At 39.8% G+C, this 23,299-nt stretch carries 24 protein-coding genes; 11 read left to right on the top strand and 13 right to left on the bottom strand.

All coding sequences use genetic code 11. The annotated features are described in order from the left end of the window. Positions 1–202: 202 nt before the first annotated feature. From VK664_RS24480 to VK664_RS24495, 4 genes are all read right to left on the bottom strand, one after another. Entirely contained in the window at positions 203–1,705 is a 1,503-nt protein-coding gene (locus tag VK664_RS24480) for a Y-family DNA polymerase (RefSeq protein WP_461401351.1), read from the bottom strand. Position 1,706: 1 nt separating this feature from the next. Further along, positions 1,707–2,438 (bottom strand): ImuA family protein, encoded by a 732-nt coding sequence (locus VK664_RS24485; protein ID WP_461401352.1) that lies wholly within the window; start codon positions 2,436–2,438, stop codon positions 1,707–1,709. Positions 2,439–2,565: 127 nt separating this feature from the next. Then, positions 2,566–3,225, bottom strand: a complete 660-nt coding sequence (locus VK664_RS24490) for a dihydrofolate reductase family protein (RefSeq protein ID WP_461401353.1) — start codon at positions 3,223–3,225, stop codon at positions 2,566–2,568. A 94-nt stretch (positions 3,226–3,319) separates the two neighbouring features. Further along, the gene (locus VK664_RS24495; RefSeq protein WP_461401354.1) at positions 3,320–3,673 is read right to left on the bottom strand and encodes a nuclear transport factor 2 family protein; all 354 of its coding nucleotides are present in this window, start codon (positions 3,671–3,673) and stop codon (positions 3,320–3,322) included. Between the two features lie 158 nt (positions 3,674–3,831). Between VK664_RS24495 and VK664_RS24500 the strand changes: the two genes are divergently transcribed. From VK664_RS24500 to VK664_RS24520, 5 genes are all read left to right on the top strand, one after another. Beyond that, complete coding sequence (locus VK664_RS24500; protein WP_461401355.1) at positions 3,832–4,311, top strand: carboxymuconolactone decarboxylase family protein; 480 nt, start codon at positions 3,832–3,834, stop codon at positions 4,309–4,311. A gap of 52 nt (positions 4,312–4,363) precedes the next feature. Then, on the top strand, positions 4,364–4,714 hold the full coding sequence (locus VK664_RS24505) for a YciI family protein (protein ID WP_461401356.1): 351 nt from the start codon (positions 4,364–4,366) through the stop codon (positions 4,712–4,714). A 6-nt stretch (positions 4,715–4,720) separates the two neighbouring features. Then, on the top strand, positions 4,721–5,947 hold the full coding sequence (locus tag VK664_RS24510) for an RNA polymerase sigma factor (RefSeq protein ID WP_461401357.1): 1,227 nt from the start codon (positions 4,721–4,723) through the stop codon (positions 5,945–5,947). Between the two features lie 395 nt (positions 5,948–6,342). Further along, positions 6,343–6,861, top strand: coding sequence for a hypothetical protein (locus VK664_RS24515; protein ID WP_461401358.1), 519 nt, complete (start codon positions 6,343–6,345; stop codon positions 6,859–6,861). A 101-nt stretch (positions 6,862–6,962) separates the two neighbouring features. After that, the gene (locus VK664_RS24520; RefSeq protein ID WP_461401359.1) at positions 6,963–7,232 is read left to right on the top strand and encodes a hypothetical protein; all 270 of its coding nucleotides are present in this window, start codon (positions 6,963–6,965) and stop codon (positions 7,230–7,232) included. On the opposite strand, the gene VK664_RS24525 is transcribed toward VK664_RS24520, so the two are convergent. Further along, positions 7,229–7,384: a hypothetical protein gene (locus VK664_RS24525; protein WP_461401360.1), complete on the bottom strand. Its 156-nt coding sequence runs from the start codon at positions 7,382–7,384 to the stop codon at positions 7,229–7,231. The two genes, VK664_RS24520 and VK664_RS24525, sit on opposite strands and share 4 nt — an antisense overlap. 66 nt (positions 7,385–7,450) lie before the next feature. Then, complete coding sequence (locus VK664_RS24530; RefSeq protein WP_461401361.1) at positions 7,451–7,846, bottom strand: DUF6223 family protein; 396 nt, start codon at positions 7,844–7,846, stop codon at positions 7,451–7,453. Between the two features lie 335 nt (positions 7,847–8,181). Here VK664_RS24530 and VK664_RS24535 point away from each other — a divergent pair, with 335 nt between their 5' ends. From VK664_RS24535 to VK664_RS24555, 5 genes are read left to right on the top strand one after another with little or no spacing between them, the layout of a single operon-like run. Further along, complete coding sequence (locus VK664_RS24535) at positions 8,182–9,195, top strand: sensor histidine kinase (protein ID WP_461401362.1); 1,014 nt, start codon at positions 8,182–8,184, stop codon at positions 9,193–9,195. Next, the gene (locus VK664_RS24540; RefSeq protein WP_461401363.1) at positions 9,195–9,920 is read left to right on the top strand and encodes a LytR/AlgR family response regulator transcription factor; all 726 of its coding nucleotides are present in this window, start codon (positions 9,195–9,197) and stop codon (positions 9,918–9,920) included. Before VK664_RS24535 ends, VK664_RS24540 begins: the two co-directional genes overlap by 1 nt. Before the next feature lie 2 nt (positions 9,921–9,922). Beyond that, positions 9,923–10,327 (top strand): AraC family ligand binding domain-containing protein, encoded by a 405-nt coding sequence (locus tag VK664_RS24545; RefSeq protein WP_461401364.1) that lies wholly within the window; start codon positions 9,923–9,925, stop codon positions 10,325–10,327. Positions 10,328–10,362: 35 nt separating this feature from the next. Beyond that, complete coding sequence (locus VK664_RS24550; protein ID WP_461401365.1) at positions 10,363–10,674, top strand: hypothetical protein; 312 nt, start codon at positions 10,363–10,365, stop codon at positions 10,672–10,674. 49 nt (positions 10,675–10,723) lie between these two features. Further along, positions 10,724–10,936, top strand: coding sequence for a hypothetical protein (locus VK664_RS24555; protein ID WP_461401366.1), 213 nt, complete (start codon positions 10,724–10,726; stop codon positions 10,934–10,936). Positions 10,937–11,169: 233 nt separating this feature from the next. Here the strand turns inward: VK664_RS24555 and VK664_RS24560 are convergent, their stop codons facing one another. The 6 genes from VK664_RS24560 to VK664_RS24585 form a co-directional block, all read right to left on the bottom strand. After that, positions 11,170–12,249: a peptidyl-alpha-hydroxyglycine alpha-amidating lyase family protein gene (locus tag VK664_RS24560; protein WP_461401367.1), complete on the bottom strand. Its 1,080-nt coding sequence runs from the start codon at positions 12,247–12,249 to the stop codon at positions 11,170–11,172. 109 nt (positions 12,250–12,358) lie between these two features. Further along, entirely contained in the window at positions 12,359–14,542 is a 2,184-nt protein-coding gene (locus VK664_RS24565; protein ID WP_461401374.1) for a carbohydrate binding family 9 domain-containing protein, read from the bottom strand. 193 nt (positions 14,543–14,735) lie between these two features. Further along, positions 14,736–15,407 (bottom strand): DUF6565 domain-containing protein, encoded by a 672-nt coding sequence (locus VK664_RS24570; protein ID WP_461401368.1) that lies wholly within the window; start codon positions 15,405–15,407, stop codon positions 14,736–14,738. Positions 15,408–15,924: 517 nt separating this feature from the next. Further along, positions 15,925–17,589: a M28 family metallopeptidase gene (locus VK664_RS24575; protein WP_461401369.1), complete on the bottom strand. Its 1,665-nt coding sequence runs from the start codon at positions 17,587–17,589 to the stop codon at positions 15,925–15,927. A gap of 64 nt (positions 17,590–17,653) precedes the next feature. After that, entirely contained in the window at positions 17,654–18,358 is a 705-nt protein-coding gene (locus tag VK664_RS24580) for a LytR/AlgR family response regulator transcription factor (RefSeq protein ID WP_461401370.1), read from the bottom strand. Continuing rightward, positions 18,351–19,484: a sensor histidine kinase gene (locus VK664_RS24585; RefSeq protein ID WP_461401371.1), complete on the bottom strand. Its 1,134-nt coding sequence runs from the start codon at positions 19,482–19,484 to the stop codon at positions 18,351–18,353. Before VK664_RS24585 ends, VK664_RS24580 begins: the two co-directional genes overlap by 8 nt. Positions 19,485–19,705: 221 nt before the next feature. Here VK664_RS24585 and VK664_RS24590 point away from each other — a divergent pair, with 221 nt between their 5' ends. Beyond that, complete coding sequence (locus VK664_RS24590) at positions 19,706–21,073, top strand: serine hydrolase domain-containing protein (RefSeq protein ID WP_461401372.1); 1,368 nt, start codon at positions 19,706–19,708, stop codon at positions 21,071–21,073. 560 nt (positions 21,074–21,633) lie between these two features. On the opposite strand, the gene VK664_RS24595 is transcribed toward VK664_RS24590, so the two are convergent. Beyond that, the coding region (locus VK664_RS24595) for a T9SS type A sorting domain-containing protein (RefSeq protein ID WP_461401373.1) at positions 21,634–23,299 on the bottom strand (1,666 nt) is incomplete at its 5' end.

The following is a 23,299-nucleotide window of genomic DNA, read 5'->3' on the forward strand; positions in this document are numbered from 1 at the left end:
GAATTATGAGTTATGAATTATGAAATTTAGTGATGAAATATGAGTTATGAAATTCAGAACATTCTTAGCATGATAAGCATTCAATAATTCTTATTCATAACTCATAGTTCATTTGATAATTTTTTCTTTGGTCCATTCTGGATTTACAATTTGGCCTATCAAGATGTTCTTTGTTTTCAATACTGGTTGTACCATTTTCGATTCAGGCAAAAATTCCGTGAAGGAACCATTGATAATTGTTTTCGGCTGAATAATGGCCCGATCTGAAAATCCAGTAGCGATGCCCTTCTTCATCTTCAACACTATAATAATCCCTATGCTGTCCCTCTTCGAGCCACCATTCTGTTTCGATTCTTTCAGGCCCATCGGCTTTTTTTATGTTATGCACCTTGCCCTTGTATCGAAATAACATTGGTGGATAGTCTGGAATCGGGGCTGCGACACCAATGGCCTCAGGTTTATTTAATAACTGTAAAGGCCTTGGTCGATGAATTCTCCAGGGGATATCCGGCTTTTCAGTGATTGATGAAGCCTGCCTGATGGATCGCTCGGGCCAATGATGCTGGTCCGGCAAATAACGATGAATGTTTTTTGAACCAATCTTATTCGCCAGGCGATCAATCAATTCTGCCAGGCCATTAGCTTCCAAACCGCATGAACCTTCCCATAATCTTTCCTGTATAGGAATAAGTTCTTCCACTTTTGGCGCTTCAAGGATAAAAAGTTCTATTCCGAGTGCTGGCTCAATAGTCTGCAGTTTTATCTCAAATAATTTGAATAGATGCCTGGTACTTACAGATGGACGATGTGTGCCGATTTCAATCTGAATGACCTTCCCATCTACCCTGTAACATTTGAAAATTGCATGTCTTAAGCCTTTTTGTTCTTTGTTCAAACGATGGTTGAGTTTTTCCAACAATTGTTTTAATGCGATCTCTATACCAGTTGCAGTTACAATTGGTTCCAGGCAAGGCAACCTTTCCTGGAATGGTTCTATAGGATTTACCGGTATGATAATTTCTTCGGCAAGACCCAGTGCTTTGTCAATTTGCAATAGTAATGATTCACCAAAACGACGGCGCAGCGCAAACCTTGGCATACCGATAATATTCTTAACCTGGTGAAGCCCTAGTTTATCCAAACGTTCAATGATAAGAGTTTCTAAACGGAGTGCGGCAGGTGGTAATGAAAGCAAAGCTGCAGATTGTTGCCCGGGTTCTATAACAGGTGTTATTTGACCATATCTTGCAATTGCCCATGCTGCCCCAATGGTATCAGCCATAGCTGCACGAACAGTATATCCAAGACTTTTCAGCCTGTTTGTGATTTCTTTCAGAAACAGTTTTTCACCACCCCAGAGATGAGCGCAGCCGGTAGCATCAATCATTATGCCATCAGGAAGATCAATGGCAACTTCAGGTGAATAGCGAATGCACCATTCAGCTATGCCTTTAAGCAATCGCCCGGAAAGGCCTGGCTTATCATCCATAACCTTTAGGTCTGGAACCATAGCACGGGCATCAGCTACAGCCATACCGGTTTCAATACCATTAGCGCTGGCTTCTGCATTTACGGCATTAATTATCATCCTGCCATGATCAGGGGCAGCAACAACAAAAGGATGTTCTTTTATTTCTGGTTGCCTGATAACGAACCAGTCGGTTTTCAGTTGACGAAACCATATTGATACAAAACGTTTAGCCATATCATCCAACTTTTTTCTTTTGCCCGCTTGTAATCAAGCTTATCAATCCTGAATGATTCCTGAACTTGCCTGCCTCCCATCCTATTTGCCAGGATCCGGGTTTTCCATTTCTTACTTTTGTTAACTCCACATTCCAGTTCGGAAATCCAATTCCGGGCATTCCTTCATCAATCTTGCCTGGCAATGAAGAAATTTTCCAACGGGTTACACAAGCATTGGTATTTAGATTTCGGGGCTGATGGCGGAGAACAAAACCGGTAACGCAACTTTGTTCTACTGCGAGTTGAAGTCTTCTAGAAGCTGTAAAACTTAAATCACTTAATTCACCAACTACTGCGCCAAGTCCGGGACATTTTAATGATTCTTCCATGGCCCAGAGAATATCACGTTCCTTTTGAAGATCCACGAAAATAATATGATGGGGTTCTACGCCAAACAATTTGAGAGCGGGAGGAAATAATGTTCTTGATGCACTGATCCAGATACAGGACCCCCCATTTTTCATAAGCGCATTAAGTATGCCAGCTACAAATCCACCAGTAGCCGCTTTGTCTTCCGGTGCTGCGCTGATAAATTCATGCACAGACCCCACCGGGAATGACTTATTTGGAAAAGACGAATCAATTGATCCCCACCCGATATTTAATGGAGTACCGTTGGCTTTCTTAAGACCTTGCAAAGGGAGTATATCTCTTTGTAATTGGGCTAATATGGTTGATTTGTCTGTTACCACTGTTTTTTCTATTGGGCAAATGGAGGAAATAAATTTCCATTGAATTCCCAAAGCAATAATACTAAATTATTTAGTATTTAACACCAATATTTGTAGTAAACAGATTTTCAACGAGATAGGAAGGAATTTATAATTCTCTTTTCATTTTTTCCCGGCGGATTAGCTCTGCTTCTGTTGGAGGTTCAAGTGCAAAAGATCCCAGTTTTATCGCTCCTGAAGGTTTATAGCTGGCAATGATGACTCCAGTGGTGGAGGTCGTTGATTCAAGCAATTCCCAGTTAGCAGGACTTGTTCCTTCTTCAAATAAGCGTTTACCTTTTCCAATTGTCGTAGGAAATATCCATAGATATAAAAGATCAACAAGTCCATTTGATAATAAAGTCTGAACTAGTTTCCCGCTACCGTTAACCAGCAGGTCGGGGCCATCTTCTTTTCGAAGTTGAGCCAGCTTAGCAACTATGTCACCTGTAATCAAAACAGCATTTTTCCAGGTTAATTCAAGCCCCTTACCGGAAACAACATATTTTGTTATCCTGTTGAATGTTTCTGAAATCGGATCGTCAGCATATGGCCAGTGTGAAGCAAAAATTTCATAGGTTTTTCTACCCAGCAGTAAATCATATGGATTTTTCATTGAAGCAGCCATCTTATTGTTCATGATCTCATCCCAGAAAGTGGCAGTCCATCCTCCCCATTTAAAGCCATTGGTAGGATCTTCTTCCGGGCCTCCCGGTCCCTGCATTACACCATCGAGGCTGATAAAGGTTGTAACAATAATTTTTCGCATAACTATGTTTATTTGTATACGAAGTTAACCTGGGTAGATTAGATAAAAGATGTGTGTTTACGACCTTTAAGAGGTGCGATCGCGCCAGAAAGCCTTAATTTTCTACAACCTCTATGATATAGGAAGTTATTTCAAAAAGTTTATCATCATTAAATCGAAAGATGTCACAATATTCAACTTTTCCCGGGGTATTGTCCTGGTTGGTAAAGCTACAATAACCTTGTACGACAACTGTATTATCTGTTACAACATGGTGGGTGTTATTCATCAAAGAACTTGCCATTTCAGCCAACATCTTGTTGCAATGGGCAATAACATTTTCTTTACCTGTAATAGCCGGAGATCCCACAATGTTCCATTGGATTTCATCATCAAAATGATTATAAACCGACTTTAGATCTCCCTTAGAAAATGTATCACTGATCTCTTTTATGGCAATAGTTTCCATTTTCAATGGTTTAATTTAATTATATAAATTAACAAATCCTGACTGACTGTCCAAATTGAAAAACTGATGGCCAGGCGCATAAAAAAATAAAAAAATATTTGTCCGCTTTTGTCCAATCTGATAAAGTCGGTTGTCAGTAGTGTATTAAAACAAACATTATGACAACGACAACAACAGTGGCAGGTACTGAACAAAGAATCAGCATCCTGGAAAAAGGACAAAACGCACTGAAAGCTCTCTTTGGCCTGGGTGCTTATATTAAAAATTCTACTATTGAAAAACCGCTACTCGAGCTCTTGAACTTCCGGGTATCACAAATGAATGGATGTGGATTTTGCATCGATATGCATACACAAGATGCCCGCGCAATGGGAGAAACGGAGCAACGGTTGTTTGGTTTGAGCTGCTGGCGCGAGACACCTTATTACAGTGATCGTGAAAGGGCTGCACTCGCCTGGGCCGAAGCTGTAACTAAATGCCACGTGAGTGACGAACTCTACGCCGATGTACAGCAGTATTTTTCTGAACAGGAATTAATCGACCTGACGCTGGCAATTTCAACTGTCGCCACCTGGAACCGACTCAATATCGCTTTCGCCACAACACCGGGCACATACCGCGTTGGACAATTCGGATAATCTCGTCATTCCAAACAATATCGATAATTTTATATCTTCTCAATTCAACATTATGAACGAATTCTTAATAGCTATTCACCGCGATCTTAAAAGTAAAGATGCGCAACCATCACCTGAAAAGATGCAGGCAACTATAAAACTGTTCCAGGATTGGATCGGTGGTATTGCAGCACAAAATAAATTAGTTATGCCGCCTAATCGTTGGGATGCCGGTGGAAAAGTGATAAAACATAACTCAGTAACCGAAGGTCCCTATGCGGAAATAAAAGAGTCGCTGGGAGGAGTAATATTGATAAGGGCTGAAGACTATGATGATGCTGTAGAAATCGCAAAAGGTTGCCCGATTTTAGACTGGGGTGCTACGTTAGAGGTCCGCATGGCTGTTTCTGCACCGGTTCAATAGATGTTGATGGATCAGCAAGAACTTTTACCTGGTTTATTCAGGAACGAGTACCGGAACATTGTTTCGGTACTCGTTCATTTATTCGGCATTAAACATATTGAGGTTGCTGAAGATATTGTTAGCGATACATTTCTTACTGCTACAGAAACATGGTCTTTAAAAGGTGTGCCGGATAATCCCATTGCATGGTTGTATGCGGTGGCAAAAAATAAAACGAAAAATTATTTCAAGCACAGGGATATTTTCGAGAACAAATTATCACCGGAAATAAAACACACTACACAGTTAACAGAAGAAACCGAGTTAGATTTGTCGCCCAAAAATATTTCCGACAGCCAGCTGGCAATGATATTCACCGTCTGTGACCCGGTGATATCCGAGGAAGCACAAACCGCGCTTGCTTTGCATTTGCTTTGCGGTTTCGGCATACAGGAAATTGCGGATGCCTGGTTGACTACCAAAGAAGTTATTTACAAAAGAGTTAGCAGGGCGAAAGAAAAACTTAAAGAAAAAAATATTCAGATTCAGCAACCCGCTATTGCTGAAATCAACGATAGATTAGACGTGGTGCTGTCTACGCTATATTTGTTGTTTTCCGAAGGATATTATTCAAAGTCACACAATAGTGTTTTAAGAAAAGATCTGTGCGAAGAAGCGATGCGGCTGACACTGCTCCTCATCAATAATCCCGGTACAAATAGGCCTAAGGTAAATGCCCTGTACGCACTGATGTGTTTTCATGCTTCGCGTTTTGATGCAAGAACAGATGAAGACGGAGAGATTATTTTATATGATGATCAGGATGAGGCATTGTGGGACAGGGAACTTATCGAACGCGGCATACATTATTTAAATCTCGCCTCAACAGGCAATGAGTTAACCCGTTATCATCTTGAAGCGGGTATATCGTACTGGCACACATACAAAGAAGATGTGCCGGAAAAATGGGAAGAGATCTTACAGTTATATAATCAGTTGCTTATCCTTCAATATTCCCCCATCGCTGCATTAAACAGAACCTTCGTTCTCTCCAAGGTCAAAAGCAAAGAAGCCGCTATCGTGGAAGCTGAAAAACTCAAATTAACGGATAATCATTTTTACTTTTCGTTGCTGGGTAATCTTTATTCAGGTATAGACAATAAAAAGGCCCTGCAACATTATCGCACTGCACTTAAGCTGGCGCGAACGACCACCGATAAAAAAATCATCACGAAACAGATAGAGAAATTTTGAATCGGATTGCGAAGAAGATGGTAGAAAAACATTTAATTCTGTGACATAAAATTGCCAAAATTGCCCATATTTTGTTACAAAAATGCGAGAGAATACCCCTGATTTTGTTACATAAATAAGATAAAATGCGCCTGAACTTGTGACATAATTCGGCCCGTGCTTTTTAAATTATAGGCCTTATGCGGTTGATTTTAAACGACCTGATGGTTGCAGGAAATCCGATGCTTCAAAAACTTTACAAATATTGTAAACTTTTAATTACCTTGTATATGGAAATAATCGAGGTGCCACCGGGATAAAAAAGGCAGTTATATGCAAAAGTATTACATGGAACATGCAGGCTGGCAACTATACCTTGAAGGAAATAAATTGAATAAACTGCTTAAAGAATATTTATGAAATCTAAAAAACTTTCTACAAAACATACATCGGAAGAATTAGCAGAGGCTATTGTCTTTCCTGTCACACTCACTCCCGCTCAAAAAAAGGAAGCGGCAGAACAATTGACTGCATCAAGAAAAAAAGAGCAAAAGGATATGACTGAGAATGATAGATTATCCTTACAACTTTTTCAATTAAAATTTCAATTGGAGGATTATTTTCAAAACAAGGAATTTAACCCTGATCTGACCTTTGGTCATTTTCTTAAGCAATATGTGGATCTACTTCGGGTAAAAAGAAAAGAATTTGCTGACGAAATCAGTATTGATGAAACCTTGTTAAGTCAATTTATTAATATGCATCGTATGCCACCTGAATATGTAGCAGTAAGACTTGAAATTCATTCCAACAATGCTATTCCTGCCACATATTGGTTCAAGCTGGTTCAGAAACAAAGAGAGCATGAACTTAAAACGGATAAAGAGATAAGACGGAAAGAAAGCAAGTATGTGCATAAAAAGCTTGCGGTTTAGGCCTCAAAAAAATCAGCTAATGTATTATTGGCTAATGCAGAAAACCTTGACATTACCGGTATTGAAAAGGAGATTGCAAAAATATTAATCTGCGCAAAACAATGGTTGTACTGCAGTTTATTATTTCAACAGTGTTAATAACCGGCACTTTGATCATATATCAGCAAATCAGTTTTCTTCAAAAATCAAAATTGGGATTTAACAAGGAACAGGTAATGCTGATTGAAGGAATAGGTTCGTATCCATCAAGGCAGCGATATGAAAGTTTTAAAAATACTCTTCCTCAAATTCCCAGAGTAAAAAGGTTGCAGGCGCTGATGGAGTTATTGGCGGCCCTCCCTGGACAAATAATTTCCGTTTCAGGCTATTAAGGCAGGTATTGCCAATCCCATGAAAAGCTTGAGAACTGAGTAACACTTATTGCTGTATACCAACTATTGCTATCTACCAAACGAATACGCGGATCAGAAGGAGTTATTAACCAGCTCGATATTTTCGTATCGAACTTTCCAGGATTCTGCAATTCCCGGTATTGTTCTTTCGCAAAATCTCTATGCCAACAGACATATCAATAGCGTAATTTTTTGATTTATGCTCTTTCCCTGGGGCTGGACGTCGCTGCAATACTGCTGCCCGTAGCGATCCGCCGGAAGCGGGCCAGAGCAAGCCCACCGAGGACCATTCCGATCAGCCCCACCACCAGAGCCACGGTGGCACCGAGTCGTCCGGACCCCGTGCCGATACCACCGGAGGCGCGGACCAGGTGCAGCCCGCTAAGGACTATGCCGATCAGTCCCATCACCAGGGCCACGATGGCCTTGAACCGCCCGGATCTGATACGACAGGCGGAACGGGCCAAAGCCAACCAACCGACGATCACACTGATCAGCCCAACCATAGCGGGTAAGAGTGCCGCAGCTCGCCCAGAAGTGATGCCACTAACCTGTAAAAACAAACCGACTTCAAGCAAACTTTGCATATTCATTGTCTTTTAGATATTAATAATTCTAATCACTGTTGTCTTTTTTCGTTACACCCCGTAGAAGAGAGACCATTTATCTGCAATTGCTTACGAGTTGATGTGCAAAACTAACGGTGGCAATCGCAACTTTTCTGACAAATAGACAACAGCGGTAAATGTTGCGACAATGTCAAAAGATCCGGCGACTTTCTTTTTAACGTGTTCCTGTAGGAGATACTATTCACTTATGTTTCACTGTACCGTGGTATTTATACATGGTGTCAGGTCGTAGTAAATTTAAAACCAATAAATTTGATATGGATTGGTGAGAACTAAAAGTCTTCATGTGTCGCTAAATAATGAAAATAGTTAAGTACAGGTATTTTAATTTTATAATTCATGCGCTCGCATGGAGTATCGTACTTTTTTTTCCTTACCTGGTTTCCGATGCTGATAACCAGTACAAAATTGGTCCGCTTCCAGGGCTTTATTTTACATTGTCGGGCGTTATCCATATGATCATTTTTTATGGCAATACCCTTTTTCTCTATCCAAAGCTTCTTAACCGGGCATACTGGTGGTTATATATCGTCTCCGCCATTTTACTTATTATTTTTTCCGTCAGGGTGAAATTCTATATACTCACGTCATGGTTTCCCGACGTTTTGCAGGACGCAAGATCCCACGTACTCTTTCCTTCTGTCCTGGTATTTACTGTCAGTGTTTTCTACAGCATAGCGGCAGATAGGATTCGCGATGAAAAACTGCAAAAAGAAAACGAGGCAATGCAATTGGGGATGGAGCTGAAATTCCTCCGTTCTCAGATCAGCCCGCATTTCCTTTTTAACATATTAACAAACCTTGTTTCCCTCGCTAGAAAGAAGTCCGATGATCTCGAAACATCGCTTTTAATGCTTTCCGGTTTAATGCGCTATATGCTTTATGATGCTGGTAAAAAGATATCCCTGCAACAGGAAGTGGAATATCTGGAGAGCTATATAGCTTTGCAGAAATTAAGGTTCGGTCGTGATGTGAAAATTGTATTCAACCTTGAGTTACCGCATGAAGAAACAAACTATAGTATTGAACCGATGCTCCTGATCGCTTTTGTCGAGAATGCATTTAAGCATGGGACGGGTTACGTGGATCAGCCCATTATAGATATCAACTTAACCCTCAGGGAGGGAGTACTTCTTTTTCAGGTAAAGAACAAATTTGACGGAGAGGCAGATGCAAGCAAAGACGAAAGTTCGGGTATTGGATTGAGTAACGTCCGCTCGAGATTAACACTACTTTATGCAGGCAGGCATGATCTGGCCATACACACTGACAATAACCTGTTCAGTATTAATTTAACACTGAAGCTAATATAATGATGCGCTGTATTATTGTTGATGATGAACCCCTGGTTCGTGAATTACTTGAAGATAATTTGAGTCAGGTCCCTTTTTTGGAACTGGTAAAATCATGTAAAACTGCTCTGGAAGCATTGAAGACATTGCAGGAAGAGCAGATTGATATTATCTTCCTGGACATCCAGATGCCCCGGCTAAACGGCCTGCAGTTTCTGCAATCACTGGATCATCCTCCTCTGGTCATCATGGTGACGGCTTATGAAAAATATGCGGTGGAAAGTTTTGACCTACAGGTGGCAGATTATATATTAAAGCCTTTCAGTTTTGACCGGTTCCTAAAAGCGTGTAACCGGGCTGCGGAATTGCTCCGCATGAAGAACTCTGCAATGTCTTCAGAAATAGTAAAAAACAATGATTTCTTTGTAAATGTTGAATATACGTTCGTAAAGATTGTTCCTGCCGATATCGAGTACATAGAAGGTCTCAAAGATTACATTCAGATATATCTTTCCTCAATGGCTAAACCTGTTCTGACCCGCATGTCACTAAAGTCTATTGAAGCAAAACTCCCTGTTGGCACCTTTATACGTACTCACAAATCCTTCCTTGTGGCAATATCCAAGATTACAACTATCAAACGTGACTTTGTTTGTATTGGTGCAACTGAGATTCCCGTAAGCGAAACTTTCAGGGAAAATATTAGCAGGGTTCTGAAATTTAAAAAAAAATTAACTGACGATTAATCATGTCCAAACTATTACAAGTAAAAGATAAGACGGAAGCCATTGAAACAATAAAGGTTCTTCCTTTCAGGAAAGAAGTAAAAAAAACAGAGCCTCACAAACACAACAATTATTTTGAGATCATTTATTTATCTGGCGGCAGTGGTTATCACTCGATTGATTCGCGTAAATACCCGGTAATACCTCCTATAATATTTTTCATTAGAAAAGAGCAGGCACACAATTTTGACCTGGAAGGTGAGCCGGAAGGGTTTGTAATTATTATTAAAAAAACATTTATTGAAAAAAGTCTTGATAATGAATTGAAGCTGCTATTGACAAAACTCAGTAGTCATAACTGCCTGGGCATTGACGATAACACCACTATTCATCATTTGTTTGAATTGATGACAAAGAAAATAAGATAGAAAATGAAAATTCCTTTCATGTCATCGAAGGACTATTGAAAGCGTTATTGGCAAAAGTGCTGGAAGCTTCAAAACCTTATATAAACAATCCAGAGATAAGATCTGATCTGTACCAATCTTTCCTTGAACAATTGAACACGGGGCAGGTGGTCAAAAATTCGGTGCATTACTATGCAGAACAATTGAATACTTCTCCTCAGAATCTGAATGCGGTATGTCGCAAAGCAGTAAGTCATTCAGCAGCGGAAGTACTGGCTGAATCTATAATCAGCGAAGCGAAGCGTTTATTGCACTACACAAATAATACGGTTTATGAGTTATCGCAGTTTACTCAAACTGTGCTATGACGTAACAGTAAGATTGTAAAAAATAGTTTAATCACTTTAAATTAAGATTATGGCAATACGATCACACAGTAATCCACTTGAGCACACACCTAAAGTGAAAGAAGATCTTTCAAATCTTACTAATCATTTGCGTGAGGATATTGAGAAATTAAATGATCCAGCCGCAAAGGCGCTATTTGAAGTTTCTGCCGAAGTACTTACCGGCCTTCAAATGGCGTTTACCGATTTTGAAAAAAAAAATGAAAAAGCCTGGCAAAGTTAATACGAGTTTTTGGGTTTACTTAATACTTACTTTCATAGTTTAAAGGATGCCATGCCATTTCGGTGAAGCATCCTTTTATACTTATTCCTGGATACCGTACTATTTTCAAATATACCATAACCTTCGTCCTTTATTGCCTCATATTTTAAGCAGGAATTTGGGAAAACACCGACACAGTATGTGAATGATCTGGAGGTTAGGACTCGTTATCAGGCACTAAATTATTGAACTATTTAATTTTTTATTTCAAACTTCCGGAGACGGTTGTTGGAGATGTCTCCAACATATATGTTGTTCTCTTCATCAACTGCAACATCATGAAACCAGGATTTATTCTTACTCTTTGTCAAATTCCTGTTTACAAACTTTGTAAAAATGCCTGATGAGTCAAACAGGAGAATATTTGAACCATTATGTCTCAATCCAAACCATGAATTGTTATCATCGGTCGCTACAAACCCTTTTTTATTTTTCAAAACGGAAACAGCAGTAATTTTTCCATTTTTATTCTTCCATTGATTGATATATTTTCCTGCCGCATCGAAAACCTGTATCCTGCTATTTTCCCTGTCTGCTATATATACATTCCCGGATTCATCCAGATCTATAGCATGTGGTATATCAAATTCACCTGTTTTTTTTCCACCAGTTCCCCATTCAAACATATATAATCCCTCCGGTGAAAACTTAACAACCCTGTTATTGCCATATCCATCTGTTACATATAGACAGCCATTTTTTGCAATAGCTACATCAGTCGGTTTATTGAAATGGGTTTTGTCATTACCTGGAACACCTGCCTCTCCTATTTTCAGCAACAGTTTTCCGTTATGATTAAATTTAATAACCTGGTGTAACCCTATATCGGTGACCCATATATTATTTTCTTTATCGATGGTTAGTCCATGCGGCATAATAAAAAGGCCCTGGCCCCAGCTGTTAATGATCTTTCCATCTACGGGATTAAGTTCAAGTATCGTTGGGGAAGAAATCCGTGAATCCGGCATCGGGCCGGTTAATGGCCATTGCCTGTCTGCTCGATGAAAAACGAAAATGTGGTTAGATGTATCTATGCCGATGCCGGTAGGATTGCCCAATTGAAAACCAGGTGCAAGTTGTGGCCAGCCTATCACTTCATGATATACTACCTCTGGGTTTGAATACGTTCCGGAATCTGTACTGTCAACTGTTGTACAGCCAGTTAACAAAACACTTGTACAACCAATTAACAAAACGCTCGTACAGCCAGTTAACAACAGGCGAACCAGTGTCAGAAAAAAAGCAAAAAAGGACAAAGATTGGGTTCTGGTCAAAATCCTGTTATTAAGAGAACTATCCCATCAATAATTATACGCTCCACCAATAATTAAACGTTACATCAATATTATACGCTCCACCAAAAATCAAACATTACACCGATAATTATACGTTCCACCAATAAGTCCATTTTAGCACAAATTGCCGGCTTTTTGAGGTAAATGGAGATGGATCGAAATTATCTCCGTAAACTATAAATAAATCGGAAGCAGGCTTATAGCGCCATTGCAAACGCGTATTCACATTCACATTTTTGATTTGTTCGTTGTATTGTACAAAGGCTGTAAAATACAGTGTTTTAGTGAAGGTGACATCTATACGCGGACCTATCAGCCAGAACTTATAATGATCATAAGGAGAAGGCATTTTCAAGTCAATGTAGTTAGCGTTCAAAGCAATATTCACAAATGGCTGAAAACGATAACCAACCTGCGCAGTTGTACTGACCCGTTTGCCATGATTATAGTATCCGCCATAAATCGCGTCGAACAGATATGTTAATAAAGACTGTGGTTTAGATACAAATTGTGCCTGGACAGAATTCCAGTGGTTTTCAAACCCAACCGGCAATAAGGGAGCGCCGGTATTTGTAGGATCAAAAGGTTTTAAAAGTTTTACGTAACTGTTGATTCCGCTAAGAGTAAAAACTGTACGATTGCGAAACGTAAGAATATAGGAAAGCGTACTTTCATTATCTGTCTTATTAAAATTCTCATCAAAATAATAATTAGACAGGATCTGGACTCCATGGCTTAATACTGAACCACTTTTTGGAAAAAAATTATGCAACACTAAAGGACTTATCTTATTAAAACCACTGCGCGGAATATATCCAACTTCAGCATTATAATTTTTTCCAACGTATTGATGCTGGAGATAGATCGTCCAGTATTTACTCAGATACTGCAGATGCCCGGCAACTACCTGGTCCGTGGATTTCACATCCGGTGTAAATGATTTTAAAGCAAGTAACTTACCAGTCCATAAATTATTTGACGAAGCGAGATTATATTCAAGCCCTGCAGTACGGTTATAATTAGCTGAAGGACTGGTTGACTTCCAGGTTTCAGTGGCCTGCTTATTAATAAAGATGAAACCAATATTGGATCTTGAGAAAACACGACGTTGCAAGGTAACCACGCCAAAATTCTGTGCAGCTGCATCATTGGTATTTGAGTGCCCCGTTTGAAGATCCATTATACCTACCCGCCATTGTTTGTTGATCTTTCCGGTAAGCCTTGCGCCAAACTGTATAGGTGCATTTAGTCCAATACGACGGGAGAAAAAAGGCCTGATATCCTGGTATCCAAAGTTGTTAAACAAATCACCATTCTCAAGAAAAAATTGTCTTTTCTCAGGAAAAAATAACTCAAATCGGTTTAGGTTGATGACCTGCTGATCAACATCGACCTGTGAAAAATCAGGATTTACGGTAAGGTCAAGGTTCAGTGATGAGGTTACTGCGATTTTTGCGTCTCCACCAATATCGTATCGATAATCCGTGGGTTTGTTATTAATATGATCGGTGGCCACAGCGCCCAATACATAAGGAATGATTGAAACATTGGTACCCGCTGCCGGGGGCGCAGTGTCCCAGACCAGGGTACCGGTATAGGCGAGGGCTGCTGTTGGAAATTGACGTGGAACTGGTGCCCAGGCAGATTTTTCTGTTGTTTTCAGATCATTTCGACTAAAATTTATTCCCCATTCATTAATGCCTTTTTTATAGCGGATGCTTTTAAATGGAATGGCTGCTTCCCAAACCCATTTGATATCATCCTGCGAAATTGCTGATATCCATTTAGTATCCCAGTTTAAATCAACCTTCCCGCCTTCATACATACTCCCATCCCATTGGGCGCCAGCTGCATTGGCGCCAAAACTGAATCCATCGGTGCGGGCATCAAAAGGGTCCATAAAAAATATGAAATTGTCGTTTTTTACAAAACTGAAGTCGCGCTTTAGCGATTCGACCATATATGGGCCGGCAAGTTTATTATAACAATGGACGATGATATAGATATTTTTATCGTCATAGGTCATCCTTACCTGGGTACGTACATTCGCCAGGCTGGTATCCATTGGAAGTGACATGTAGAACTCTGAAGTAGAGTCGGCAAGATCCCAGGCGAGCTCCTGCATTTTTCCATCAATAACAACCGGACTGGTGGTTTTGCGGATATGATACCTGAAACCTGAGTTCTTTTTTTGAGCCCTGACCTGTGCAGAGATTATAAATACCGCGGAGAACAGGAAAACGAATATTTTAAAAAAATAAGAATAACGCATGTAAGACACCAACCTGGAATTATTTCAATGAGATAAATTGCCTTGGAAGGTAAATGTTTTATCTGTTGAAAAAAAAGCAAAAAAAAGCTACCATTTCAAGGAAACGATAGCTATTTGATTTTACCCGGGGGTTAAAAAGAGAAGGTTACTATATATTATAGAAAGGACTTATGCCTTTTAAGATTATCATTTATTAACTTTTATCATCTTTAGCTTTTTCGTTTTCACCAATTTTTGAGGCTGGACGTCTGACAGCTTTAAGACCTGAAAACTGTACTTTCAGCTTAGCTATTTTCAGGTTGTCTGAAGAAGGAAGGTCTTTTTCGATTTCATTTTTCCTGGTATCAAGCGCTTCATAAAGTGTTTTGATTTCATCCCAGTCTTCCCGGCTATATTTATCCCGGTTTTCCTTAACGGTGTTTACGAAGCGATCATAAACGGGCAGGGCATTCTTACCGGTAACCCAGGTAAATTGCATATCCGTTCCAACCTGTTCTTCACCAAACAATGATTTGCGAAGGTTTGCTTTATAATCATTTGCTTCAGCTTCCTTCTTTTTATCTGCGATATGAACTTCGAATTCATCTTTTAATTTGTTGTATTCAGCTTTTACTTCTTCCAGCTTTTTATTGGCGTCATTGGAAAGCTCTTTACCAGCTACCTGCACTTTGTCGATAGTACGGTTATATTCAGTTTTGATTTCTGCCCATCTTTCTTCTGAATAAACAGGTTTTATACTTTTAACAGAATCAAGATAAGCGTCCAGGCTACTAAGATCGCGTTCAATCTCGCTATCGATGGAATTACAAGCTGTAAATCCAAAACAAACAATAAATGTCGCAGCTACTAATTTTGAAATTTTCATTGTCATAAATTTTAAATGTTGATGTTTTAAGATTTTAATGATGATGTTTTAGGATTCAATTTGAATATGCTTCTGTTTTATCAAACACAGGATATTGCTTTGCATTAAGAACAGAATATTACCCTAATAATCTTGTCTCTGGACATTGGATTACCTAGAAAAATCTTGTCTTCAGACATTGGATTTTGAAGGGGGATCAACTTATTTATTTTGTGGGGAGAAACTAAGCCAACTCTAACTAAATAGAACACACGACAACAATATAGAACACACGAACAACAATTATACTTAAGTAAAAGAATCGTGCCATCAGGCGCCATGTAAGTGGGTATTTATTGCGTAGACCACTTGCAAAGTGTGCAATTAACACAAAGTAGTGGGAAGCTCAGTATCAGGAACTCAGTATCAGAAGTTCAGTATCAGAAGTTCAATATCAGAAGCTCAGTATCAGAAGCTCAGTATTAGCAGCTCAGTATCAGAAGTACAATATCAGAAGCACAGTTTCAAAAGCTCAGTATTATTTACCTGAAATAGACTTATCTCTTATCTGTTTGAATTCAGAAGATTTTTTCCATTCCACCATCCTTGTTTCGAATGCCAGGCGTTTGCCAACCATAAACATTAACTTCAAATCTTCGATACCACCAATCATTGTCCAGGTGGATGGATCAAATTCATCAGATGGACGATGATAATGTTTATCCCGGTATTCAGCTTCCAGCCTTTCACCATATTCAGCGCCTTTGCCAATGATGTCTACTCCACGTTTTGTGTAAAGTGCCGGTACTCCTACCTTGGCAAAATTAAAATGATCAGAGCGATAATAATAACCAGCTTCAGGATGTGTTTCAAACGCAAGCACCCTGCCTTGTTTTTCAGTAGCTGCTTTAAGATAGTCTTCAAGCTCGGATTGGCCTTTGCCTATTATGATTATATCTTTCGAGGAATCATATGGATTCAGACCGTCCATATTAATATTGGCAACCGTTTTTGTCAATGGGAAAACAGGATTTTGGGAATAATATGCTGAACCCCATAGACCCTGTTCCTCGGAAGTTACCGACAAAAATACAATGGTTCGCTCCGGCTTAACTTTCAGGCTTTGAAAAACCCTGGCCAGCTCTAGTAAACCGGCGGTACCGGTTGCGTTGTCAAGTGCGCCATTATATATAGAGTCCCCGCTTTCATCAGGTTTTGCAATACCAAAATGATCCCAGTGTGCACTATAAATAATGACCTCATCCGGCCTTTTTGTACCGGGTATTTTAGCAACCACATTATGACTCATATTATAAGTGGCCTGTACTTTCATTGTAGTACTAAGCTTGAGATTCAAGGGCACTGCCTTAAATCCGCGTTTATTGGCGCGGGTCAGCATTGTACTGTCCATACCCGCCGCTTCGAAAAGCCGGTTGGCCGATTGTTCATTGATCCAACCGATAACATCACAGTTTTTTACATCTTTACCGCGGTTATCGAGTTGCAGTCTGGGGCTGTTGAAGCCGTTCTGCTGAACTATAAAAGGGTAACTGGCGGCAGCTGTGTTATGAACTATCAAACAGCCTTTTGCACCCTGTCGGGCAGCTTCTTCAAATTTATAAGTCCACCGGCCATAATAGGTCATTTCCGCCCCTTTGAATAAGGAAGTATCACCAATCCAGAAACCAGGATCGTTGACCATTACCATCACTACCTTGCCTTTTACATCCAGGCCCTCATAGTCATTCCATTGATACTCGGGTGCAACTACACCAAATCCTGCAAAAACCAATTCTGTTTCGGTTAATGAAATCGTCGAATCGGTTTTATCGGTCCAGATCACATAATCATCATATGCCTTCAGGTTAAAACTTCCGCGTGGATCCTGAACTTTCATAAACGGTGCCGCCGTTGCGAGGATATTTACCATTGGCACATCCTGCAGGTAACTTTTGCCATTCCCGGGTTCAAGACCAAGTGACGCAAATTCCTTTTCCAGGTAATTTATTGTTCGTGTTTCACCTTCCGTAAAAGGCATGCGACCCAAAAAGGAGTCTGAAGAAAGCACAGCGATATATTTTTTTAGCGTATCAGCACGAAAATTTGTTAACCCTTCATCTGTAAGCCCATGCTGTTCATGGTTATCACATGAAATGATCATCATAATAAAAACGAAAGCAAACAGGGATCGTAATTTGTGCATGTAAAAACTTTTAATCCACGGAAGATACTGAATTCAATCATCCGGCGTATGGAGCTAATTGGATTTATAGCCCGATTCCAAGTTTCTTAAGCAGGTTTTCTTTATAATTGGCACCTATCGGAATTTCAGTTTTTTCGAGTTCAACCATGTTACCATTTATTGAATTAACCTTGCTTAAATTTATGATGAAAGAGCGGTGAACGCGGACAAAAAGGTTTTCTGGTAGCAGCGATTCAAAAAGCTTAAGATGCAATCCTGCCAATATCTTTTTATCGTGCAGGTAAACGCTGCTGAAATCTTTTTCAGCTTCAATATACCGGATATTATTGAATAGAACTTTAGTTAATCTCGAGTCCTGTTTGATGAAAATATAATCCACCATAGGTGTTGGCGTTACAGCGATATTAGCTCTCCTCCTTTCTTTGACTTTTTCAATGGCCTGGTAAAAACGATCGTAAGTGATGGGCTTTAGTAAATAATCAACAGAATTCAGCTCGAAGCCTTCAACTGCATAGTTGTGGTACGCAGTTGTAAATATTACCAGTGGTGGTTTTCTAAGTGATCGCAAAAATTCAGTACCGGTAATTACGGGCATCTGGATATCAAGGAAGATTAAATCAATCGTATGTTGATGAATGCCTTCATATGCCTCAGAAGCATTTATACAGGTTTTCATAAGAACCAGGCCTGGTGTCGCAGCAATATGATTTTTAAGAATATCACGTGCCAGTGGTTCGTCATCCACTATCATACATCTGATCTCATTCATGTGATTCTATATTGATTGAAACTGCATATTGTTCCCCTGTCGTGCTAACTTTATAGTAAAACCTGTCTTTATAATAAAGATTTAAACGCTTTTGCAGGTTAGCCAGGCCTATCCCACCCTTTTCCTGATTATTACCTATTTCCTGATTATTATTTAAACCAGTGTTTGAATTATCTGCGCTGAAAATTATATGATTCTTTTTGATTATAAAATCAAAATTGATATTGGCATTTTCTGCATCTTCCGTGTGTTTAAAAGCATTCTCTATAACCGGGATCAATAAAAGAGGAGCGATATTCTTTATCGATCCGTCACTTTCATAATTAAAATTCACATTTATATGATTCAGGCGTATAGATTCAAGATCTATATAATTTTTCATCAGTTGAACCTCTTTTTCCACAGGCAATTTATCGCTATTACTTTCATATAAGGAGTAACGCAGAAACTGGGTGAGACCAGCAACAGTTTCAAGTGATTTTTTCTTTTCATCGTTCATGATCAGTCCGTAAATATTATTCATCGTATTGAAAAGAAAATGCGGGTTTACCTGTGATCTTAGAAAATCGAATTCAAGCTGTAAATTTTCCTGACTAAGTTTTAAAGATAAAATCTGTTGCCGGAGAAACATGATCGCATATTTAATACTTAATGGTAACGCGATGTTAAAGATTAAACCAATGAGACTGCCAAGGCTCAGCACCTTCAACATTAACCTGCCGGTAACTTGTTTTCCAAGAAAAGGCGCATATCCGGAATTGTCCCTTTCTAGGGCGGCCATGCAGGCTGAGCAGGTTTTTATTATCAATTCCTCCCTTACAATATCGGCCAGCGCATAAATGATGAGCAAAACAAAGGTTCCTGTGACAGCTGCCGCGAATCTTTTCCGGTATAGATACCGGGGAATTACCCAGTAAACAAAAGGATAATAAAATATAGCATTACAAACAGTGCCGGTGACAATATTTGCAAATACCCTGCTTTGAGGCCATCCGTGGAAGTTGTTAAATGAGATACTGACCAGGTATTGTTGTATAAATATCAGTCCCGCCCAGAATAGTAAGTGTAATGCAGGCCTTACTGGTTTCCTCGTATAAACAGTATGCAATATTTTTTCGATGTTCATGGCTTCAAATTGCGATTTTTTGCACCAGCCACATAATCTAACCGATAAACGGCTGTTTAAATTCTATAAAGACGACAAAACAGCCAATGATGCAAAATATACAATCTCCGGATTAAACTGATCGGCCAGATACCCATACCGGTAGAAAAGGTTGAACACTCTATCGGTTAAGTTTTTTTTGCGCCATTTCCTGCGGTCACTTTGTAGTCTAAATATTTTATATGAAAAAAATGATATTGATATCGCTGGTTGTAATAGTAGTTCACTTAACTGCAACCGCTCAAAAAAAGTCTGCTCAAAAAAAGTTTGATAAAAAAAAATCCGACAGGATTGATAGTCTTGTTAATGCCGGTTTTGAAAACCGGGAGTTTACGGGCACCGTTTTCGTGATAAAAGATGGAAAGCTGTTAATGCACAAGGGTTATGGTTACAGTGATGTCATGAACAAGATCCATAACGGTGAGGAGACTATTTATAATATTGCTTCTATAACTAAAACCTTTACTTCGGCACTGATCATGAAATTACAGGAATCGGGAAAGGTTTCTGTTGAAGACAATTTGTCGAAATATTATCCTGGATTTCCCAATGCCGATAAAATAACGATCAGGCATTTATTAACTCATAGTTCCGGCCTTCCCGATTATGTACAGGACCAGGGATTTCGCAATTCTGATCAAACAAAGGAGGCTACACTGGAAGTTATGATCGGTTGGTTCAGGGATAAACCACTCAATTTCGAACCCGGCACGAAGTTCATGTATAGTAACAGCGGTTATACTTTATTAGGTTATGTGATTGAAAAAATAACAGGGATGCCATATAGTGAAGCATTGGTAAAATATATATTCAAACCTCTTGAAATGAACCATACAAGTTTTGGTCCTCCAAAAGATACAGCTAAACTTGCCAGGGGTTATGGGATGTATTTTAAGAACTTTCAACGCCTTACTCCTGCTGTTCATCCATCAATTTCCTACGCAACCGGTGCGATTTATAGTACAACCGGTGATTTGTCTAAATGGCACGAAGCGCTGCAATCAGGTAAGTTTTTAAATAAACTATCATTAATTGCTATGTATCATCGGGACAAAGGTAATTATGGTTTTGGCTGGTTCACGGACTCTTTATATGGAAAACAAAGAGTGTCGCACGATGGAAATATTCAGGGTTATAAATCGAATATAAACCGCTTCCCTGGTGACAACACTTGTATCATTGCCCTCAGTAACGCAAACAATAGTGCGGTAGGTGGGATGGTCAGGAATATCGTTAACATATTATATGATCAGCCGTTCTCAAAATCCATAATGGATGCACCTGTATTGCGACTGCCGGATAGCCTGAAGACTGCCTATACCGGAACCTACCGGTTTGGATCATCAGATAAAGAAAAGATTTCTATCGCCCTCGACAAAGATGATCTCGTTCTGAGCATTCCCGGCAATAAAGAAATGAGGCTTGAAGCCCTGAACCCAAATGTTTTTCGCTCAGGTTCGGCAAGGATAGAATTTTCAGGGCCTGGCAAAGGCCAATACAACCAGGTGATGATTTTTAATAAAGGAGAGTTTTTGGGTGCGCAGAAATGATAAGATGGACAGAAATGATAACGAATACCTTGCTTACCACCATATAGCTTGCATTACCACCATATCGCTTGCAGCCTATTATTACATATCTATTTTTGGGCGAATCCTATAATTACATGTCTTTTTGGAGCGATTTGAAAATTGACCGATATACCGGTCAAACTTAGGCGGCTTTGACCGGTATATCGGTCAAATATTTTGGTGCGAAGAAGTAACAGTGCCTGGCTTTATTACAAAACCCCATTAAGACGAATTTGAAATAGCTCAAGGGACTGCGGGACTGCTATTATACGCCCAGATACTTCAAACCAATGGTGAACAACTGTATTTCATCAGGAAAAACATTTTAATCGTGTAAATGGCCGTGGGGTAAATATGGTGGCACACATGATCAGCCAGATTTTATTTACAGCAATGACTTATGGGTATTAAGCAAATCCGGAACCCATTAACCGCTTACTCCAAGTAGCGGGTAATGGGTTCCGGATTTTAATGTTCAATTATTCGACTTAACTGCACACTGCCTTTAGTGTACCTATAAGCTTGTTTTTCTATTCGACTTAACTGCGAACTGCCTTCAGTGTACCTATCAGCTTGTTTTTCTTAGCGTCCCTGATACTGATCCAGTAAGTACCGGTACCAAGTTGCGAAGTATTAAGCGTATGAATCGTTTTGTTGCTGAACTTATAAGAATTTATCACCACTCCTCTCGCATCATAGATGATCACACTATAAGTTTTGCTTGCAAGTAAACCTTTTAAGGTAAAGTCACTGATAAACGGATTCGGATAACCAGCTATTGTGACACCCGGATTATCCACATCAGTCACACTTGTGGTCATCAGGCTCTTCGTTATCTTAATACTATCTATAGCATTAACTGCCGTGTAACAAGCTTCACTGGTTTTCATCCTGACATAGATCCAGTTGCTGCCATTAACAAGTTTGTCGGCAGTAAGAACATATGTAGCTGATGCACTTTCAGCCTGCAGAATATTTGTGAAGTTCCTGTCTGTTGCAAAGGTGTAACGTGGAGCCGGACCACCGGACTTTTTGTTTGTTGCAGTGAGCATAGCAACTTCAGAGAGACTACTGATGGTTGTAGTTCCCGAAGTTAAGCCAACTTCAGGTGTCACCGGGCTCGTAATCTTAACCGGCACAATGAGCCAGCTTTCGCCACTTTCATTGATGTATTGAACCAATACCGTATAGCTTCCGGGCGGTATTAATTTCGGACTGATGTTAAAGACACTATCAGGGCTGACAGGTAATGAAGCCGTTCCAACAATCACTTTTGCTTTGAAATAATTGCCTGGATTATTCACTTTAATTTTTTGCTGCACAATTGCTCCACAATATGCCGAATCAATAGCTAATGATGGTTTTGGCGGCGCCTGAGGAAGATCCCTGATCAGGGTCTGAACCGTTTTGGTGCGGACAGGCAGGTTAAGATCAAAATATATATCGCTCCTGTTACTGATCACAGTTCCATTGGTAACAAAAGCCTGCGGTTTAATCCTGAACACCAGGTAACCATGGCTCGCCTTTTCATTTGTATTGCTATCGGCCAGTAAGATGTTTTCAAAGTTCCACTCCAGTTTGTTGTTGTCTGTAATTTGAAGTGTATAATCGTGGCTCGACCCGATCATCTGCAATGATGCTGCATCAAGATTGTTTTCAAGGGTATCTCTGATCAATACTTTAAATGCTGTGTCATTGCCGGTATTCTGAAAGCGTATTATGTAATTGAGGTATTCGCCATTATTCACCTGTGCCCGGCTCATATAGCCACCATGAGTTTCTATCTTATCGTTAGGATCGTATGACCCGGTAATCAGTTGCCTCAGTTTGACAGTATCGTTAAATGGTCGCACGTCTGTGTCGGACTGCGTGATGATAACTTTCGAATACATTGAATCTGCAAAATTTGCAATTGGGGGCACTGCAACCAGGCTCTGAATTTCAATAGCACCAAATGCAGCAGGGTTTAGCGTGTTAAGGTTCCAGGTTAATGTGTCACCTGAGATACCGGCATAAGCAGGTGTCGCACCGGTTATTATTGTTTTTCCGCTTTTTATAAATTTAAGTTTCGCATTGGTTGCTACCATCGTACCGGTATTCCTGTATTCAAGCCGGTAACGGGTAACCATGCCTGGTCTTACCGGTGTTAATGGTATAATGTTTACAGAGAGGTCGTACTGATTGGCAACAGGTTGCAAGGCAAAT

This window comes from Flavitalea sp. (assembly GCF_035489435.1).
In the GTDB taxonomy this organism is placed as follows: domain Bacteria; phylum Bacteroidota; class Bacteroidia; order Chitinophagales; family Chitinophagaceae; genus DATHKG01.

What these genes read in the sequence shown, in the direction of transcription:
- VK664_RS24505 (WP_461401356.1), top strand. Translation starts at nt 4,364, where the DNA reads ATGAACGAATTCTTAATAGCTATTCACCGCGATCTTAAAAGTAAAGAT.
- VK664_RS24545 (WP_461401364.1), top strand. Translation starts at nt 9,923, where the DNA reads ATGTCCAAACTATTACAAGTAAAAGATAAGACGGAAGCCATTGAAACA.
- VK664_RS24500 (WP_461401355.1), top strand. Translation starts at nt 3,832, where the DNA reads ATGACAACGACAACAACAGTGGCAGGTACTGAACAAAGAATCAGCATC.
- VK664_RS24535 (WP_461401362.1), top strand. Translation starts at nt 8,182, where the DNA reads ATGAAAATAGTTAAGTACAGGTATTTTAATTTTATAATTCATGCGCTC.
- VK664_RS24585 (WP_461401371.1), bottom strand. Translation starts at nt 19,484, where the DNA reads ATGAACATCGAAAAAATATTGCATACTGTTTATACGAGGAAACCAGTA.
- VK664_RS24490 (WP_461401353.1), bottom strand. Translation starts at nt 3,225, where the DNA reads ATGCGAAAAATTATTGTTACAACCTTTATCAGCCTCGATGGTGTAATG.
- VK664_RS24530 (WP_461401361.1), bottom strand. Translation starts at nt 7,846, where the DNA reads ATGAATATGCAAAGTTTGCTTGAAGTCGGTTTGTTTTTACAGGTTAGT.
- VK664_RS24495 (WP_461401354.1), bottom strand. Translation starts at nt 3,673, where the DNA reads ATGGAAACTATTGCCATAAAAGAGATCAGTGATACATTTTCTAAGGGA.
- VK664_RS24590 (WP_461401372.1), top strand. Translation starts at nt 19,706, where the DNA reads ATGAAAAAAATGATATTGATATCGCTGGTTGTAATAGTAGTTCACTTA.
- VK664_RS24570 (WP_461401368.1), bottom strand. Translation starts at nt 15,407, where the DNA reads ATGAAAATTTCAAAATTAGTAGCTGCGACATTTATTGTTTGTTTTGGA.
- VK664_RS24540 (WP_461401363.1), top strand. Translation starts at nt 9,195, where the DNA reads ATGATGCGCTGTATTATTGTTGATGATGAACCCCTGGTTCGTGAATTA.
- VK664_RS24575 (WP_461401369.1), bottom strand. Translation starts at nt 17,589, where the DNA reads ATGCACAAATTACGATCCCTGTTTGCTTTCGTTTTTATTATGATGATC.
- VK664_RS24480 (WP_461401351.1), bottom strand. Translation starts at nt 1,705, where the DNA reads ATGGCTAAACGTTTTGTATCAATATGGTTTCGTCAACTGAAAACCGAC.
- VK664_RS24565 (WP_461401374.1), bottom strand. Translation starts at nt 14,542, where the DNA reads ATGCGTTATTCTTATTTTTTTAAAATATTCGTTTTCCTGTTCTCCGCG.
- VK664_RS24580 (WP_461401370.1), bottom strand. Translation starts at nt 18,358, where the DNA reads ATGAATGAGATCAGATGTATGATAGTGGATGACGAACCACTGGCACGT.
- VK664_RS24515 (WP_461401358.1), top strand. Translation starts at nt 6,343, where the DNA reads ATGAAATCTAAAAAACTTTCTACAAAACATACATCGGAAGAATTAGCA.
- VK664_RS24520 (WP_461401359.1), top strand. Translation starts at nt 6,963, where the DNA reads ATGGTTGTACTGCAGTTTATTATTTCAACAGTGTTAATAACCGGCACT.
- VK664_RS24555 (WP_461401366.1), top strand. Translation starts at nt 10,724, where the DNA reads ATGGCAATACGATCACACAGTAATCCACTTGAGCACACACCTAAAGTG.
- VK664_RS24510 (WP_461401357.1), top strand. Translation starts at nt 4,721, where the DNA reads ATGGATCAGCAAGAACTTTTACCTGGTTTATTCAGGAACGAGTACCGG.